10 protein-coding genes and 1 tRNA gene are annotated in these 15,721 nt (G+C 60.1%); 1 reads left to right on the top strand and 10 read right to left on the bottom strand.

What is annotated here, in order from left to right; genetic code table 11:
* Window positions 1–126: 126 nt before the first annotated feature.
* The 4 genes from NUW81_RS11925 to wecB are packed head-to-tail and all read right to left on the bottom strand — an operon-like array spanning window position 127 to window position 4,243.
* Window positions 127–603 carry an acyltransferase gene (locus NUW81_RS11925; protein WP_245113570.1) on the bottom strand — a complete coding sequence of 159 codons (477 nt, stop codon included), beginning with the start codon at window positions 601–603 and terminating at the stop codon, window positions 127–129.
* A 32-nt stretch (window positions 604–635) separates the two neighbouring features.
* Window positions 636–1,868, bottom strand: coding sequence for a polysaccharide biosynthesis protein (locus NUW81_RS11920; protein ID WP_245113569.1), 1,233 nt, complete (start codon window positions 1,866–1,868; stop codon window positions 636–638).
* Complete coding sequence (gene wecC / locus NUW81_RS11915; protein ID WP_280638892.1) at window positions 1,856–3,097, bottom strand: UDP-N-acetyl-D-mannosamine dehydrogenase; 1,242 nt, start codon at window positions 3,095–3,097, stop codon at window positions 1,856–1,858. The genes NUW81_RS11920 and wecC overlap by 13 nt, the downstream gene beginning before the upstream one ends.
* 15 nt (window positions 3,098–3,112) lie before the next feature.
* On the bottom strand, window positions 3,113–4,243 hold the full coding sequence (gene wecB / locus NUW81_RS11910) for a non-hydrolyzing UDP-N-acetylglucosamine 2-epimerase (RefSeq protein ID WP_245113565.1): 1,131 nt from the start codon (window positions 4,241–4,243) through the stop codon (window positions 3,113–3,115).
* 295 nt (window positions 4,244–4,538) lie between these two features.
* On the opposite strand from wecB, the gene NUW81_RS11905 reads away from it, so the two are divergent.
* Window positions 4,539–5,033 carry a hypothetical protein gene (locus NUW81_RS11905; protein ID WP_245113564.1) on the top strand — a complete coding sequence of 165 codons (495 nt, stop codon included), beginning with the start codon at window positions 4,539–4,541 and terminating at the stop codon, window positions 5,031–5,033.
* Window positions 5,034–5,710: 677 nt separating this feature from the next.
* Here NUW81_RS11905 and NUW81_RS11900 read toward each other — a convergent pair.
* The 6 genes from NUW81_RS11900 to NUW81_RS11875 form a co-directional block, all read right to left on the bottom strand.
* Window positions 5,711–8,515 carry a site-specific integrase gene (locus NUW81_RS11900; protein ID WP_260508506.1) on the bottom strand — a complete coding sequence of 935 codons (2,805 nt, stop codon included), beginning with the start codon at window positions 8,513–8,515 and terminating at the stop codon, window positions 5,711–5,713.
* Between the two features lie 41 nt (window positions 8,516–8,556).
* The gene (locus tag NUW81_RS11895; protein ID WP_245113562.1) at window positions 8,557–10,065 is read right to left on the bottom strand and encodes a hypothetical protein; all 1,509 of its coding nucleotides are present in this window, start codon (window positions 10,063–10,065) and stop codon (window positions 8,557–8,559) included.
* A 116-nt stretch (window positions 10,066–10,181) separates the two neighbouring features.
* A complete protein-coding gene (locus NUW81_RS11890; protein WP_245113559.1) occupies window positions 10,182–12,086 on the bottom strand; it encodes a tyrosine-type recombinase/integrase in 1,905 nt (634 codons plus the stop codon).
* A gap of 116 nt (window positions 12,087–12,202) precedes the next feature.
* Window positions 12,203–12,277 (bottom strand) — tRNA-Gln (locus tag NUW81_RS11885).
* 46 nt (window positions 12,278–12,323) lie between these two features.
* Window positions 12,324–14,678: a putative bifunctional diguanylate cyclase/phosphodiesterase gene (locus tag NUW81_RS11880; protein ID WP_245113556.1), complete on the bottom strand. Its 2,355-nt coding sequence runs from the start codon at window positions 14,676–14,678 to the stop codon at window positions 12,324–12,326.
* A gap of 128 nt (window positions 14,679–14,806) precedes the next feature.
* Window positions 14,807–15,682, bottom strand: a complete 876-nt coding sequence (locus NUW81_RS11875; RefSeq protein WP_245113554.1) for a branched-chain amino acid aminotransferase — start codon at window positions 15,680–15,682, stop codon at window positions 14,807–14,809.
* Between the last annotated feature and the right edge of the window lie 39 nt (window positions 15,683–15,721).

Below are 15,721 nucleotides of genomic sequence, written 5' to 3'. Positions count from 1 at the left end.
CCGATGTGAAATGAAGCGCGCAGAAACCAACGAATACTGCTACCGTCCGCACGACCGGCATCGCCGCATACCTGCTAGCGTTTGGCGAGGAACGGACGGGCGTCATATTACGGGGCTGCGTCTGCGTCACGACGCTTTCCGGTCTGGCTTTCGGATCACTGGTGCGGGCACGCCGCCTATCAAGACCCGATCAGAAAAGTCGCCGCGCACCAACGCACCCGCGGCGACAACCGAGGCCTTGCCGATCGAGGTGCCGCCCAGCAGAGTCGCCCCTGTCCCGATCCAGCACCCTTCGCCGACAAGGATGGGCTCGCTGAAGCCCGCCCCTGCGGCGCGGTTGCCACCCTCCATAAGCTCATGCGAGCCCATTGCGAACGTGACGCGCGGTGCGATATCGCAGTCGCGGCCGATAGACACCTCGGCATCGCCACCCACGAGCAGAAATTCGTGGCCGAGCCAAGTCCCTTCCCCGATCTCAAGTCTGCCTGTGAGCCCGAAACGCGCGGACGAGCAGATTCGCACATTATTCCCCACACTGGCGCCCGCCCTGCGCAGCAGCCAGCGCTTGAACGCAAACCCGCGCGTCGCGGGCAGCATCGCCATCACAAGCGAGGCAAAATATACCACTGCAGGCTTCACAACAAACCCTTACGAAGAAGCAATAAGAGACAGGCCGCGTTCTGGACGATCAGCGACATGACTAGCGAAACAGCGGCAAGACTCGCTCCCGCCACGGGCAGGATGAGCAGTGCCATCAAGAGGGTCGCCGAGCCGAAAAGCGACGAAATTAGCCACGCACCCTCCTCATGATACGCCATTGCGAGGTTGCCGACCATGTTTCCAGGAATGGCGACCAGCGAAACAGCAATAAACAGTGGAATGACATCGATCGCACCAGCACCCGCTTCTCCATAGGCCAGCGCGATCAATGGGCGCGCCGCGAATGCGGAGGCGATCACGAGGAGCGCGCCCGTTACACCCAATACAACTCCTTGAAAGAGAAGACGGCGCTGGGCGTGGTGGTCGATACCGCATTCTGCCACCGCGACTTGCCGCGGGAATAGCGACTTTGTAACATTGCCCGCCACGAACGCTCCCATCGCGTACCATTGCATCCCGATCGCGAAGAGCGAGAAGTCGAGCGCGCTTTGGCCCTCGCGCATCAGCTTGGTCATTGCGAACAGCGCTCCTGCAGTAAGAATGGCCGATCCGCCGACCCGGGCTATCGAACCCATGACTGCCTTAAAGGCCGCAAGATCGGGAAGCGCGACGGGTCGGCCGGTCAACTTGATGCGCCGCAAGGCAATGGCCCATTCGCAGACGGCCTTAATGCCTAGCGCGCCAGTAATGCCCAGTACCGCCTCGACGAGAGTATTGGTTAGGCTGGCTGCGACAAGCAGGAAAGCCGCGCCTAATCCTGCCGCAAGCGCCAGTGAACGAAAGGCGCGCAGCCCGTTTAGAACGGCGGCTGGAAAGGCGCCAAGCACAACAACCGTGATTGCAAGCGCGAAGATCAGCGGCAGGCTGGCCCTTTCGCCAGCAGGAGCGAGGATCAACCCCATCCCGACGCCTGCTAGCGCCGCGAATGCGAGCAGCAACAGGGTGGCGCCAGCTTCGCGTCCCTCACTCGCATCCTTTAAACGCGCAAACTGGCGAACTACGACTGGGCTAATACCCGCGAGCGCCATCGACGAAAGGTAGGAAAGTGAAAGGTTGAACTCGTTGGCCGCAGCGAAATCGTCTACCAGCATCCCATGGCTGAAAACCATGAACGCAACCACGATCCCGCCACGCATGAACAAATGCGCGAGGGCAGCCCACGAGGCTTCGGCGGCTAGCTGGCGGATTTGCACTGTCACGTGCGCCATACGCCGCGGCAATCAATGAGACACCCCGTCGGACTCGGCGAATTCCTAAATCGAGTATGATCTACAAGCATGACGTGAATGTCAGCTATTTCAAACGCCTTCGCTTCTTCGACCATACGAGCCGATGAGAGTGATGCCGGAAGTGCTTCGATGTGAGGCTCAACAATTAAGGTTTTGAACCCCAAGTCGAGAAGTTCACGCGCAATATGTACCGCCGGGCTCTCACGGAGGTCATCAATATCAGGCTTAAAGGCGATACCATAAAGCGCGAGCACTGGCTCTTCAGGGCCATCATGCGCCGCCACAGCGTCTTTAACCTGCTCAATCACCCATTTTGGCTTGCTATCATTCACCTCACGAGCAGCGCGGATGATCTTCGCCTTTTCTCGGTTTCGATGAATGATGAACCACGGATCCACTGCGATACAATGACCGCCCACGCCCGGCCCAGGCTGGAGGATGTTAACACGGGGGTGCAGGTTGGAGAGTTCGATCAACTCCCAGACCGAAATATCGAGATCCTCACAGATCAGCGAAAGTTCGTTTGCGAATGCGATATTGACGTCTCGGAAGCTGTTCTCGGTCAGCTTGGCCATCTCCGCGGTGCGCGCATCGGTTGTGACGCATTTGCCATCCACGAAGGTGCGGTAGAGCGAGGTCGCGACTTCACTGCAGCGCGGGCTGAGCCCGCCAATCACACGGTCATTGTGAATAAGCTCCTGCATTACCTTACCGGGTAGCACACGCTCAGGGCAGTGAGCGATCCGAATGTCGCTGTCCTCGCCATGGGTCTGGGGGAACGTCAGATCCGGACGCTCCTCCGCAAGCCACGCTGCCAACTGCTCGGTCGCACCGACGGGCGAGGTCGATTCAAGGACGACGATATTTCCACGCGCCAACACAGGAGCGATCGCGCGTGCCGCACTCTCGATGTAGCTGAGATCCGGGACATGCCCCTCGAGGAAGGGCGTCGGAACGGCAATGAGAAATGCCTGAGCGGGTTCGGGCTTGGTAGTAGCCCGCAAATATCCCTGTTCGACTGCTGAATGGACCGCGATATCGAGGTCGGGCTCGACGATATGCACGCCGCCAGAATTGATGGTCGCGACTGTGTTCTCATTCACATCTACGCCGATCACGCGCACCTTACGCGAGGCGAACATGGCGGCTGTCGGGAGGCCAATGTAGCCAAGGCCGACCACCGAGATAGTTTCAAAAATACGCTTCATAAATCGGAGCTTTTTTTAAGAATTTTCGGAAAGCGCGCGCACAGCACTGAGAATTCGCTCTGCAGCCTTGCCGTCGCCGTAGGGGTTGTGAGCGAAAGACATCGCCTCATAGGCCGCGCGGTCGTCGAGCAGGCGCGCGACTTCCTCGACTATCGTGTCGCGGTCGGTGCCCACCAACTTGACCGTCCCAGCTTCGACTGCCTCCGGCCGCTCGGTGGTTTCGCGCATGACCAGCACCGGCTTGCCGAGCGAAGGGGCTTCTTCCTGCACCCCACCGCTGTCGGTGAGAATGATATCCGCACGGTTCATCAAATAGACGAACGGCAGATAGTCTTGCGGCTCGATCAGGTGGACATTGCCACGCCCTTCAAGCAGGCGGCCGACCGGTTCGCGGACATTCGGATTGAGGTGAACGGGATAGCAGACCTCAACGTTCTCACGGTCCGCGATCTCCGCGAGCGCGCCGCAAATTCGTTCGAACCCGCCGCCAAAACTCTCGCGACGATGGCCGGTTACGAGGATGAGGCGCTTAGATCGGTCGAGGAAGGCAAAGCGCTCGTCGAGGATCTCTCGGCGTTCTGCATCGCTCTCGAGCGTGCCAACGACGTCCAGCAGGGCGTCAATCACCGTGTTGCCGGTCACCTCAATGGTCTCGTCGGAGACATTTTCGCTCAAGAGATTGGCGCGCGACCGCTCGGTCGGCGCAAAATGCAGGGCCGAAATGGCCCCAGCAACCTTGCGGTTCACCTCTTCCGGCCACGGCGAGTAGATATTGCCCGTGCGGAGGCCAGCCTCGACATGACCGACAGGCACCTGGGCGTAATAAGCTGCGAGCGATGCGGCGAGCGTGGTCGTCGTGTCGCCATGAACGAGCAACAAGTCAGGCTTCTCGATCGCGATTACGTCGCGAAGCCCCATGAGCACCCGCGCCGTGATATCGGTCAGGTCCTGGCCTGCCTGCATCAGATCGAGGTCATGATCCGGCACGATTGAAAAAAGGTCTAGTACCTGGTCGAGCATCTCGCGATGCTGCGCGGTCACACAGACTGATTGTTTGATATCTTCGGCGGCAGCGAGGGTCTTGACCACGGGCGCCATCTTGATCGCTTCGGGCCGCGTCCCGAAGACTGTTAGTACTCGATACATGCAACACACCGCGGGCTGGGACCCGCGCCTCGGAAAACTCGATAGATGAAATAGGGCCACGCGTTTCGCGTGTCGTCCCTGTTCACCGCCTTAGACACGCAATCATTAATTTTTCAATGCCTTGCAAAGGTAAAATCGGCGTCGAAGCGAAAAAATCATGCTCCCACGCAGTGGCGATCCGACCCGGCTACCCGTCGGATCCCAAGAGATAGAGGACTGAGAAGGAGGAGGAAGCTTGGTGCTTCCAAAAGGATGAAAATTGGAGGTGCCAAGGATCAACAATGGACCTCTAGCAATGACCTACTCGAAAAACGTTCGCCTCGCCTCCCACGCCGTCGCGCAATTCCTCGCATCGTATCTCTCGACAACCAAGGCCGAGACCTTGGAACTCGACTACGCGCTGGGGGCGGTCAAATTCCCGGATCTCAAACTACTTGCGGCGCAGCTTCGCTGGAGCTCCCCCGTCAGTCCCCCGGACATGCTTTCCCTTGCAGAAGGACAACGCTGCGATGTCATTCTCGCCCGCGACATGCACGACCGCGATCCCATGCGAGCCATCCGGTGGGACATCGGCATGTGGATCGATGGGGCGCTCTGGGTCTTCCAGGGCTGTCGCCTTTCGCTCGGCTTCGACGGACGACCTCGCTTCCTCGGTCATGACCAGAATATGTGTGTGGAACTGGGTCCGCTCGGGCTGCGACCGGCGGTCGTTCCGATTGCCTTTCCCGCCGAACAGGGCATCATCGCCGGGACGCAGCGCCTCCTTGCCTTTGCGGCAGGGGTCAACTGAATGGCCAAGAAGTATAAGGCGCCGCCAGGCCTCGATTATGACCCGGTTTGCGGCGAGCATGAGAGCCTCTCCTTCGGGGTACTGAAGGCCCATTCTCCCGATGGTGAAACGAGAACCCTGGCCGAGCCCATCTATAGGCGCCTCTACCCCGCCATAGCCCCGAAGGACCGCCACCCATCGAGCTCACCTTCTGCGGAAAGGTATGACATCATTCTTCCTCCGGGTGCTCCCGATCATCTTTCTAGCGTGGACGGACTGAGCTGGGCGTTCCACAGCATGCCGGGCGACCGCATCCGAGACCTCGCTGCCATCGTCACCTTGCGATGGCCGCAGGTGGAGGACCCGAGCGCATCGCTGCCACTACACGAAGCATGGGAGAGGTCTCGCTGCTTCGCGGTGTCGATAAGTAAGGAGCTTCAGGCGGCGGTCGTGGCGATACAGCATGTCCCCGTACGATCCTGGGGGTTCGGCCCACCCCATGTTCACTTGATCATTCCATGCCGAACGATCCGTCCGCGGACAGGCTTCGCCACATTCATTAAACGACTGACAAGCGAGGAGGAGGGTCGTCAGTTCTTCGACAAAGCCTGGACGACCTTTTGCGAGCACGAAGCCGAATGCCTAACCCCTGTCTAGCGGGTGCGCAATCTGGCACGCCAGAATGAAGTATGAGCAGCTTAGCTAAAGCCCTCTCGGATCGCATGCATGATCAAAACGAACAGGCCAGCTGTACGGACTTGCCGGCTATCGATTTCGGGATTGACGCCGGTCAGACCGATCACGATAGAGCCACGACTACCACGCCTAGCGGCTGTTCCAGGAAGGTGTGACCCCTTTCCAAGGATTTTGTGGAGTGTTTCAGAGGTATAACGCCCAGCGAAACGAAGCCCGGTGAGCTGAATCTCGATATTGCCCTCTTCAAATCCAAGATCCCTCACGAGAAGGTCGCGATAGAGGACAGCCTTCGGACGGCTCCTGAAGCGGACGACCGACCGAGCATCGTCCCACCCTTTAAGGGCATCAAATAGGACTTCACGCTTAGGCGCTGTGAGCTTCAGGTCTCGGCGCCATCGCCCATCTACAAAGGCAACCCATTTGGCCGAGTTTGGTATGTCGACATTAGATGAAGAGAAGCGCTGAGCGCCCGATTGCTTCTTTAGCGATAGGACTTCTTTATAAGCCTTTCGCCAAACCTGCACCTTTGAGGAGGAGTAAAGCGCCGAAACTCGGTCGTCATCGTCCGTTAGTGCAGCCAGAATATCGCGCCAATCATCATCAACGGTCCCATCGAGAAATTTGACCGATCTTCTTGTCAGCCTACGCCGATCGACTTGCCGGTCAATCTCGCGACGGCGCTCTTTCCTCTGCAGCGAGCGGCCAAAGTCAGCAATGCTGATGCCAACCCATTCTCCTTTTGCGTGATGTCGCTCAGGAGTAAATTTCGGTCTCGTATAGGTCTGCCGCCTTCGCTTCGTGGGCGCGCGCGCTCTTTCTCGATCGCAATCGACCGGGCGCATGCGGGGTCGCTCGAGTAATTGCTCAGCAGTATTCCGCGGAAAGGCGACCATCTCGGAAGCGCGAGACGTGTATTGAACGAGGCTCAGGTCGAGCAAATGCGAATACCACTTCAGGGTCGTGGAAGAGGGAAGATGCCCCATCGACTGACTGACCGCGTGAAGCCCGTGTTGACCGAGCTTCTCAGAGCCCAGAAGCGCTTTTTCGAGCTTCGACTGCCGATCATGAGAAATCACCGGAGAGAGCTCTTCAGGCACGAGGCTATCATCGTTTGAGCGGGGTAGCAGCATGGTCGCAAGCAGATAGCTTCCGAAGCAATGACGGAGGTGACCGAACGATATAGTGGGAGCGATTGAGTCCTGAAGGATTTGATCTATTCGCGCCTCGAAACTCGGCGATTTACCGTTTTTTCTGGCCAAGGTTTCGTCTACAATCAGCCGACTGTTCCCTGACTCAAGACGAGAACGCCGTTTGAGCGTTTTCAAGCGCTGGCGGATCTGTCGTAATTCCGGAGCGATGAGAAGGAGATGCAACGGCAGTACCCGTCTGCTGGTCAGGGTCTTCAGGTTCCGGTGGTCATTAGCTTGTACAGTAAGAAACAGTCCATCTCCGCAATCCGAAAAGTCGTGTACAGTTAGCCCGCTTATTTCGGAGAAGCGAAGACCGGCACGATACCCCAGAACCAAGCTCAGTTGTTGGTCGGCGGTCGTACACGCCGCCAAGGCCGACTGGAACTCTCTTGGAGATATTAGATGGGCGCTCGAACACTCATCGATCTCATGAAAATCGAGCGCATCGAAAACGGGCGACCAGTCATTGGCTTGGCCACCGCGTTTTTCCAAATAGCGAAGCAAGCTGCGTACCGCTTTGAGCGCCTCACGTCGTCGGCCGAGCTGCTCGATGGAGGATAGTCTGTCATCCAAAAGCTCGAGCCACTGCTTAGGGACATAGTCAGAAATTTGGTCATCCGGTCGGATGACGTCTCGACATAGGTAAGCGAGATAATCTCGAAACGTGCTGGGCTCAAACCCCGGCTTGCCTCGATTCGGAAACGTAAGCGCGTTGAACGCCCAACCTCGAAGGAGTAGCTCGGCCGGACGAGTGGATGGTCTGCCACGAATCTTTTCAGCCGCGGCCCGAAGTAGTCTCGCGCGTTTGCGCTTCTCCGAGGGCCCATAGCATCCCGCACCTGCTAGGATATTGGGGACGTCAGAGAGACCCCAATTACCGATGATGATGTCGAAGTTTGGGCTTCTCGTTGGTCGCCCTGATCGTCGACTGTGCTTCGTATCTCCATCAGTGTTGGCGTCACCGCCCGGCCCGTTTTCCTCGGCATTCCGGTTATCGACTAACTTACCCTTTGCCGCATTTCCCTGCTCTTCGGCTTTGGGGCGACGTAAGTTTTCATCGCTGAGAATTTCGGTCGGTGAAGGGTTCTGAGCCTGCCAAAGATCGTTACGAAGAAGCCGGTTCCAATTTTCTTCGTCGACCGGAACAGCGCCAGTTCGCCCAAGTGCGTGCTCGACGAGCATGGGCGGCATCAAGCCTCGCCATCTTCCTTCTGCGATCTCGAATAGTCGGTCGAGCAGCGCCTCAGGCGGCATTTGCAATGCGAAGAAATCAGCAACGCATTCTTTCGCGTTTACGGTTTCAGGCCACGCGCGCCCGTCAATTTGCGCCATGAGCGCCCGAGTGATCGGGTCTGCAAACCATCGCCTACCTTTTGATCGCGGCCCCTTCCCTTCCCCGTCCAGTGGCGCAATTTCGACCCAAACCAACTCGCCCTGTTTGCGATAGCCCGCGCGGATCGCAGCATGGAGATGCTCGAAAAATTCTCTGTCGAGGAATCCTCCATGGAAGATCGCCGATGCGAGGATCCGACCAATACGCTGACGAGGCGACAGGCCCATCGATGGCGCGAGACCGTCGATCATTTTTGCGCGGATAAGCGCGCTCACATCGACCATGTCGCTTGGATTTGCGGGCCTGGTCTTACTCGCTTCATAATTCACGACGGTGAGCCCCACCCACGTTGAAGGTCCCAACCCGCTTTTATGAGGACGTCGTCGACAACCCTTGAGACATCCGCCCGGTACAGGAGAGGGTCTAATGCCGAGGTTGGTCCCCAAGGGTCTGTCCCCGCCTGGACGTGCCCGAAAAATGCGCCGAGCGTTTCGCTGCTGCACTTTCCAGACATCTTACCGCGCAACCAATGGCGTCCTGCATTTGTCGATCCCCGCCAGCCGAATTGCCTGGCCGACGTGATGACTGAGTTAACGTCGGTTTCGACGATCTTCCGGGATTTGGTGAGCTTCACGAGTGCTAGGGAAATGCCGGCACCTTCACGTATGCGTATGAGACGCAAAGCCTGTTCGGAGGGCAGCTTGCTCTGCAGGGTATCAAGATGGTCCTCATAGGCCTCGAGCTGCTGGCGCGCCAAGCTGCATACCCAAGTCCTGCGAAGCTCGACCCCTCCCTTCGTTTTCTTGTCGATGATGTCGGCAAACCCATTTTCGTCGATCGCTCGCACGCTCGGCATCCTGAATTTACCTCGATGCCCCAACGCAAAGGCCAGAAGAGCGACGGTGTACGCCGTGAATGCTTGATGGAAGAAAGGCAGATCGTGACGTCGCCAACGCAGCGCGGACATCATCTCCTCGATCATGTTGCCCACGACATCGTCACGGGGGGTCTCTGGATCACCAACATAACGAGCGATCAACGTCAGTGGGGATCCGCCGGAGTGCGAGTCAAAGGGAGCAACAGCTTGCCTGTGCAGCTTCACCGCTGGATCGATCATCTTCGCCCCATAATGCCTCATGGGGTTAGCGACGCTATGCTCACGACCCGTGAGTAGTGTAGCGACCGCGGGATCACCGCCAGGGGCGTTGACGAGTTCGCGGAAGAGCCAGCGCTCCGCGGCCTCTACAGTACGAGCTGACCGACGCTGCCTGCCCTGGTCCGGCCGGTCATCGTCGAGAATGGAAAGCGCTGCTTGTCGCAGCTGGACTTCTGAATAACGGAACAGAACGCACCTGCCCCGCCCCTTATTGAGTTCAGAGAATTCAACACTCCGCTCCAAGGCCTCCCTTGTCAGCGGTGTCACCGGCAGCCACACGCTCTCAATTGCCCGAACCATATCGCCTTTGTCTTGGACATGGGCACGGGGGGGCGCTCCCGACGGCAGCCACCATCCCCACGACCCATCCAATCTCAGAAGGCACGGCGGGGTTTTTAGAACATTTTCTCTTCGGGTTTCGACACTACGGATCTCGAGCTTGGCTAACTCCGAAAGCTTCCGACCGGTGCTCAAGATCGCGCATAGCAACAACACTGCTTCGAGTGTCAGAGGGTCCGCTTCGTCATCTTCCAGCCGCTGGCTCAGCACGCGTTTGATGCGCTCTAGGTCAGCCTGGCTCAGTTGCGTCCAGTCCCCCAGAAGCATCTGGTTATAGCGTGCTCGAACGTTGATCGAGCCGTTGCCCCTCTTGGCCGCTTTCGGCTGATCAGTCGCCACGGCCAGACCCTCGCTGACAGCGACATGAGCAACCGCAATTTAAGGATAATGGCATTTTAACCGGCCTTTCATCCCAGGCATTTCGTTATCACGCGCAGATGTTCTTGGGACACGCACTAATCCCGTATGGGTTGGGAGTTGTGAGGGATCGGCTGCAACGTCGAACTGATGACGGGGATCTGGTTCACGATCGGCTGCATCGCTTTGAGCCGCGCGGCCTTGGAGTACCGGCCCTCGGTCTCACCGGGCACCGTATGACCGAGTAGGTCCGCACGAAACTCGGTTGAAACTCCCGCGTCCTTGAGTTCATCGGCGACCATGTGGCGGATACCGTGAAGCGTCACGCCCGAGAAATCCTCATTGAGATGGGCAACAATCTTGTTCCAGCACAAACGGTAGTAGGTGTCACCGAGCATGCGCGAGGGCGCTTTGAGTTCGGGGAACAGGAGGACGTCGCCCTCGGCATTCTTCTTGGCGATCGAGAACTGCGGCAGACCCAGGCGGATCAACTCGTCGGCCATCGGGATCCACCGCCTGGAGCTATTGTTTTTGACGCGGCCGGTGTCGGTATCGTTCACGTCAAAATACCACACCCCATTCTCGTGCCGCGAGAGATCCGATGTCTTGAGCTTGCAGGCCTCTTCACGGCGCATGCCGGTGTACCAGAGGATCAGGAAGACCCAGTAAGCGGCGTCGTGGAAGAGCTCCCTGCCCGGGACGAAGCGCTTGCTACGCCCGGCACAGCCCCGCCACGGTGGGAGCCGCAGGATCTTTCGTCCCAACTGGACCGGGAAGGGATCGCGCACATCTCGTGCGCTGCGGTGATCATCGAACGAATAGGCCGCCCAGTCGAGATTGGTCAGAGAGGGGGCGCGCTGAACAGCCCAGTCATGCGCCATGCGAATGAAGCGAAAGTGGCGGTTTAGGGTCGGGACATTGAGCCCGATGGATCCCTTGTCTCTTTTACCTGCCGCGACTTCCGACGCTGCCTCCTGACAGATCTCCTCAAGCGACATGTCCTGATGCCTCGGCGTCTTATGATGTGTATGGGGAAGACGATCGAAATGGTCGAGAAGCTGCTTGAGGTCGTTATTCGACAGCTCGATGAAGCTTTTGGCGCCCATGCTCTTCTCAAGCATGCGCATCGCCGCCTCGAACTGACTGCGGGTCTTTTCCGTCCACCTGGCACCCCGCTTGCGAGAACCATGGTCGTTGAGCTTGGGGTTCTCCTCGACGAAGTAGCGACCGAACTCGGTGGCGGACATCCCGGCTAGCGGCGAGAGGGGAATGTCTGCTGCCGGAGGTTCTGTTGGCACAACGGGAGGCGTGGGTTGAGGAACCGGCTGAACGATCGGTTTGGATAATCCGGCGCCCCCTGCAAACCGGCGGGCGGGGTCGATCATCCCCTCGCGATATTCGCGCAGCGCCGCGAGGCGCGCCTCGAACCGCAGCCGGATTGCATGGTCGAGATGGAAGATATCGGTGTCGAGGCCCTGGGCCTCCATCGCACCGGCAGCTTCGTCCAGCTGCGTATGCCAGATCGCACCGAGCCGCTGCAGCTCCCCGTGGACAAGCGCGGTCGTGCGCGGAGCCAGCGCAGGGTAGCGCACCAAAAGGTCATCCATCGTCGGCGCCTCGCCAGAACACTTCGTTTCCGCGAGGTAGCGATAGACATGCTCGTGGACGTCGAGGAACGTCTCGAAGCTTCCATATTCATAGCCTTCTAGCGACGCATGCTCGCGCTCATCCTCGATCTGGTCGAGCGCATGCTCGAATTCGGCTTTGAAGATTTTCGTAGCGTCGGGCGCATCCATGGCCAGGCGCCGGGTCGCGCTTCCGAACAGACGCATGTACATTTCCTCGAAACGCGCGGTGAGACGAGCTGCGCGTCGGCGGGCCTCGGCGCAGTTGTCGGTACGAAGCGAGACCGTAGGCCGGAACAGGTTACCGGAGGGCAAACGCCGGCTTACCCGGAACCAGAAAATTTTTCCGCGGCGGAAGGTGTTGGGGATCTTGGTCATGAAAACCTCCATCAGGCCGCTCGCGATTGGCTACAGCGAGTGGCTACAATCGCTGGTACATTAACCAGCAGATATCGGAGGCTTTCCTAGTCTTTTCAGATACTTGGGATAGTTTATGGCTGGGGTGGCAGGATTCGAACCTGCGCATGGCGGTACCAAAAACCGCTGCCTTACCACTTGGCTACACCCCAGCAGCGCAGGCGGGCTTATAGCCCTTAAAACGCAGATGAAAAGGGGTCAGGCGATGTCGCGGCGGTGGCGCGCCATGTCGACCACATTGACCCCGAGGATCTCGGGGCGGCCGAACAGGTAGCCCTGCAGCGAGCCGATCCCCAGTTCGCGCATGATGTCGGCCTGCGCGGCGGTCTCGACGCCTTCCGCGGTGGTCTCGATGCCGAGGCCCGAGGCGAGCGCGAGGATGGCGTTGACGATGGCCACGCACTGCTGGTCGCCGGCGGCGGCGGCGCGCACGAAGCTTGCATCGATCTTGATCTTCGAGAAATGCGCGCGGCTGAGATAGCCGAAGCTGGAATAGCCCTTGCCGAAATCGTCGAGCACCATGCGCACGCCGAGCCCGCGCAGACGCTCGATCGAGGCGAGCGTGTCGGGATCGTCGCCGAGGAAGACGCTCTCGGTCACCTCGAGCTCGAGCCGGTGCGGGTGGAGGCCCGACAGGGCGAGCGCGTTGACCACCGTCTTGGCCAGCCCCGCGCCGGTCAACTGCGCCGCCGAGATATTGACCGCGACGCGCACGTCCTCGTCCCAGCCCGCCGCCTCGGTGCAGGCCTCGCGGATGACCCAGTCGCCGATCTGGTGGATGAGGCCGGCATCCTCGATGATCGGGATGAAGCGGTCGGGCGCGATCTCGCCGCGGGTGGCATGGCGCCAGCGCAGAAGCGCCTCGCGCCCCACCATCTTGCCAGTGCGCGCATCGACGATCGGCTGGTAAGCGAGCCGCATGTCATTGTTCTTCAACGCCTCGCGGACATCATTTTCGAGCAGGCGATGGTCCTCGGCCGCCTGCAGCATGGCGCGGTCGTAGAAGGCATAGCCGCCGCGCCCGCCGCGCTTGGCACTGTAGAGCGCGAGGTCGGCCGAGCGCATGACGCGATCCTCGCGGTTGCCGTCCTCGGGGCCGATGGCGATGCCGATCGTGGCGCCGACATTGATATTGGCAGCGCCGATGGTGACGCCGCGGCTGACCTCGGCGATGACGCGCTCGGCCAGGCCCGAGAGCGAATAGCGGTCGATGTCGCCGTGCCAGATGATGGCAAATTCGTCGCCGCCGAGGCGGCCGACATGGCCCTCAGTGCCGACGACGGCCTCGAGCCGCTCGGCAATGGCGCACAGGAGCTTGTCACCGATTGCATGGCCGAGCGTGTCATTGACCAGCTTGAAGCGGTCGAGGTCGACCAGCAGCAGCGCGCAGCCGCCGTGGCTGTTCATCTGCCCCAGGAGCGCCTGTTCGAGCAGTTCGCGGATGAGGAGGCGGTTGGCGATGCCGGTGAGCGGGTCCGAGCGCGCCGCGCCCAGCGCATCGGCATTGGCGGTGCGCGCCTCGGTCACGTCGGAGGCCACGCCCTTCCAGCCGATGAGCTTGCCGTCCTCGTCATAGTGCGGACGCCCCGAGAGCGACCACCAGCGATCGGTATAGACCTGCGGCACGACGACATCGCGGAACGGCTCTTCCTCGCGGAAATGGCCGAACAGCTGGCGCACGCCCGAACTCATGTTGCGATAGCGCCCGTCGGGATCGATCATCTTGAAGACCGAACGCCCCTTCACCTTCTCGGCGGGCAGCGTGATGGCGCTATTCAGCGCCTGGCTCATCTTGGTGAAATTGAGGTCGCTGTCGAGCTCCCACAGGCCGCCCGAGCCCGGCGCGTCGAGTTCGCGCAACAGTTCGACCAGCTCGCCCATCTCGGACAATTCCATCTGGCTTCGGGTCTGGACGAACAGTTCGCGCGCGATCACCAGCGAGGCCACCACCAGCGAAATGCAATACAGCAGCACGAGAACTGCGAGCAGCCCGCTCTGGAGGTGCGCGGCCATCATCAGCCCCGCGACCGACATCAGCAGCGTATAGGCCACCGAGGCAGGCGGCACATAGACGAGCATGAAGGCTCCCGTGCTCATCAGCACCACGCCGAAGGCCGCGACGGCAAGTTGGAGGTCGGACGGTAGCTGGGGGAACCAGAGCAGCGGCACCACCCACCACATCAGCGTGGTGGCGATGGTACCGATGGTCGCCGAGGCGAAACTCGCGGGCTTGGCAATGCGATAGTCTGGGTCGTGGGTCAGCCGGTGATGTCGCCACGCGAACAGGCCGCAAAGCACCGCGCAGGTGCCGAGCCACAACAGCAGCTCGATCGTCGGCACATGGCCCGCCATCACCCCGACATCCATCGCCGCGATGAGCAGGTTGCCAATGATGATCTTGGGGCCGATCCGGGTGAACTGGTTGACCTGCCGCCAGCGCACCGCCTCGATCATGGCCGAGCGGCCGCGGCGGATGCGCAGAAGGTCACCGATGGAGAAGGACGAGGGCGGCAGGTGCGGCGCGCGCGCGGGCGCGCTGCGTTGAACAGCCATGTCCCCTGCTTGCCGTTTGCCACCCACGTCGGTCGTCCACCCAATCAAAGAAACGCTACAATACGTCTTATCGGCCAGCCTCTATCAATAATTAGTTACATTCGCAAGTTATTGGATTTACTTATTATTTACCCGCGACCATGGACGAGGTCGTCATAGTCGGAACGCAGCTGGCGGCTGATGTCGCCGGGGGCAAACGACCAGGGGCCGATTTCCTTGACGAAGGTCACTTCGGCGGCGCTGCCGGTCAGGAAGCACTGCTCGAACTGGGCCAGTTCCTCGGGCCAGATGCGCCGTTCGATCACCTCGATGCCGCGCTTCTTGGCAAGGTCGATGACGGTGCGGCGGGTGATGCCGTTGAGGAAGATGTCGGCGATCGGCGTGTGGATCTTGCCGTCCTTGATGAAGAAGATGTTGGCGCCGGTGGCCTCGGCGACGCGACCTTCCCAGTCGAACATCATCGCATCGTCATAGCCCTTGGCCTCGGCCTCGTGCTTGGAGATGGTGCAGATCATGTAGAGACCCGCCGCCTTGGCGTGGACCGGCGCGGTGTGCGGTGCGGGGCGGCGATAGGGCGCGATGTCGAGGCGGATGCCCTCGTTGGCCTTCTTCTCGTCGAAATATTTGCCCCATTCCCACGCCGCAATGGCGAGGTGCGGCTTGGTCTGCTGCGCGCTCACGCCCATCTGCTCGGAGCCGCGCCACGCGACTGGGCGGACATAGGCGTCGACAAGGTCGTTCGCTTTCAGCACTTCCTCGCAGGCCGCGTCGATCTCGGCGACGCTCCACGGCAGGGTGAAGCCGAGGATCTCGGCCGACTTGTGGAGGCGCTCGCTATGCTCGGTCAGCTTGAAGATCTTGCCGCCATAGGCGCGCTGGCCCTCGAACACGCTCGAACCGTAATGCAAGGCGTGGGTGAGGATGTGGACCTCGGCCTCGCGCCACGGGCGCAAGCCCCCGTCCATCCAGATGAAACCGTCACGATCGTTATAGGGCTGTACCATTTGAACACTCTCTCCTTGGCCGCCCGCCTAGGATAGAGA

The organism is Sphingomicrobium aestuariivivum (assembly GCF_024721585.1).
GTDB lineage: Bacteria > Pseudomonadota > Alphaproteobacteria > Sphingomonadales > Sphingomonadaceae > Sphingomicrobium > Sphingomicrobium aestuariivivum.
Note: the sequence above shows the minus strand (reverse complement) of the source record. Positions and strands in the feature narration are given on the sequence as shown.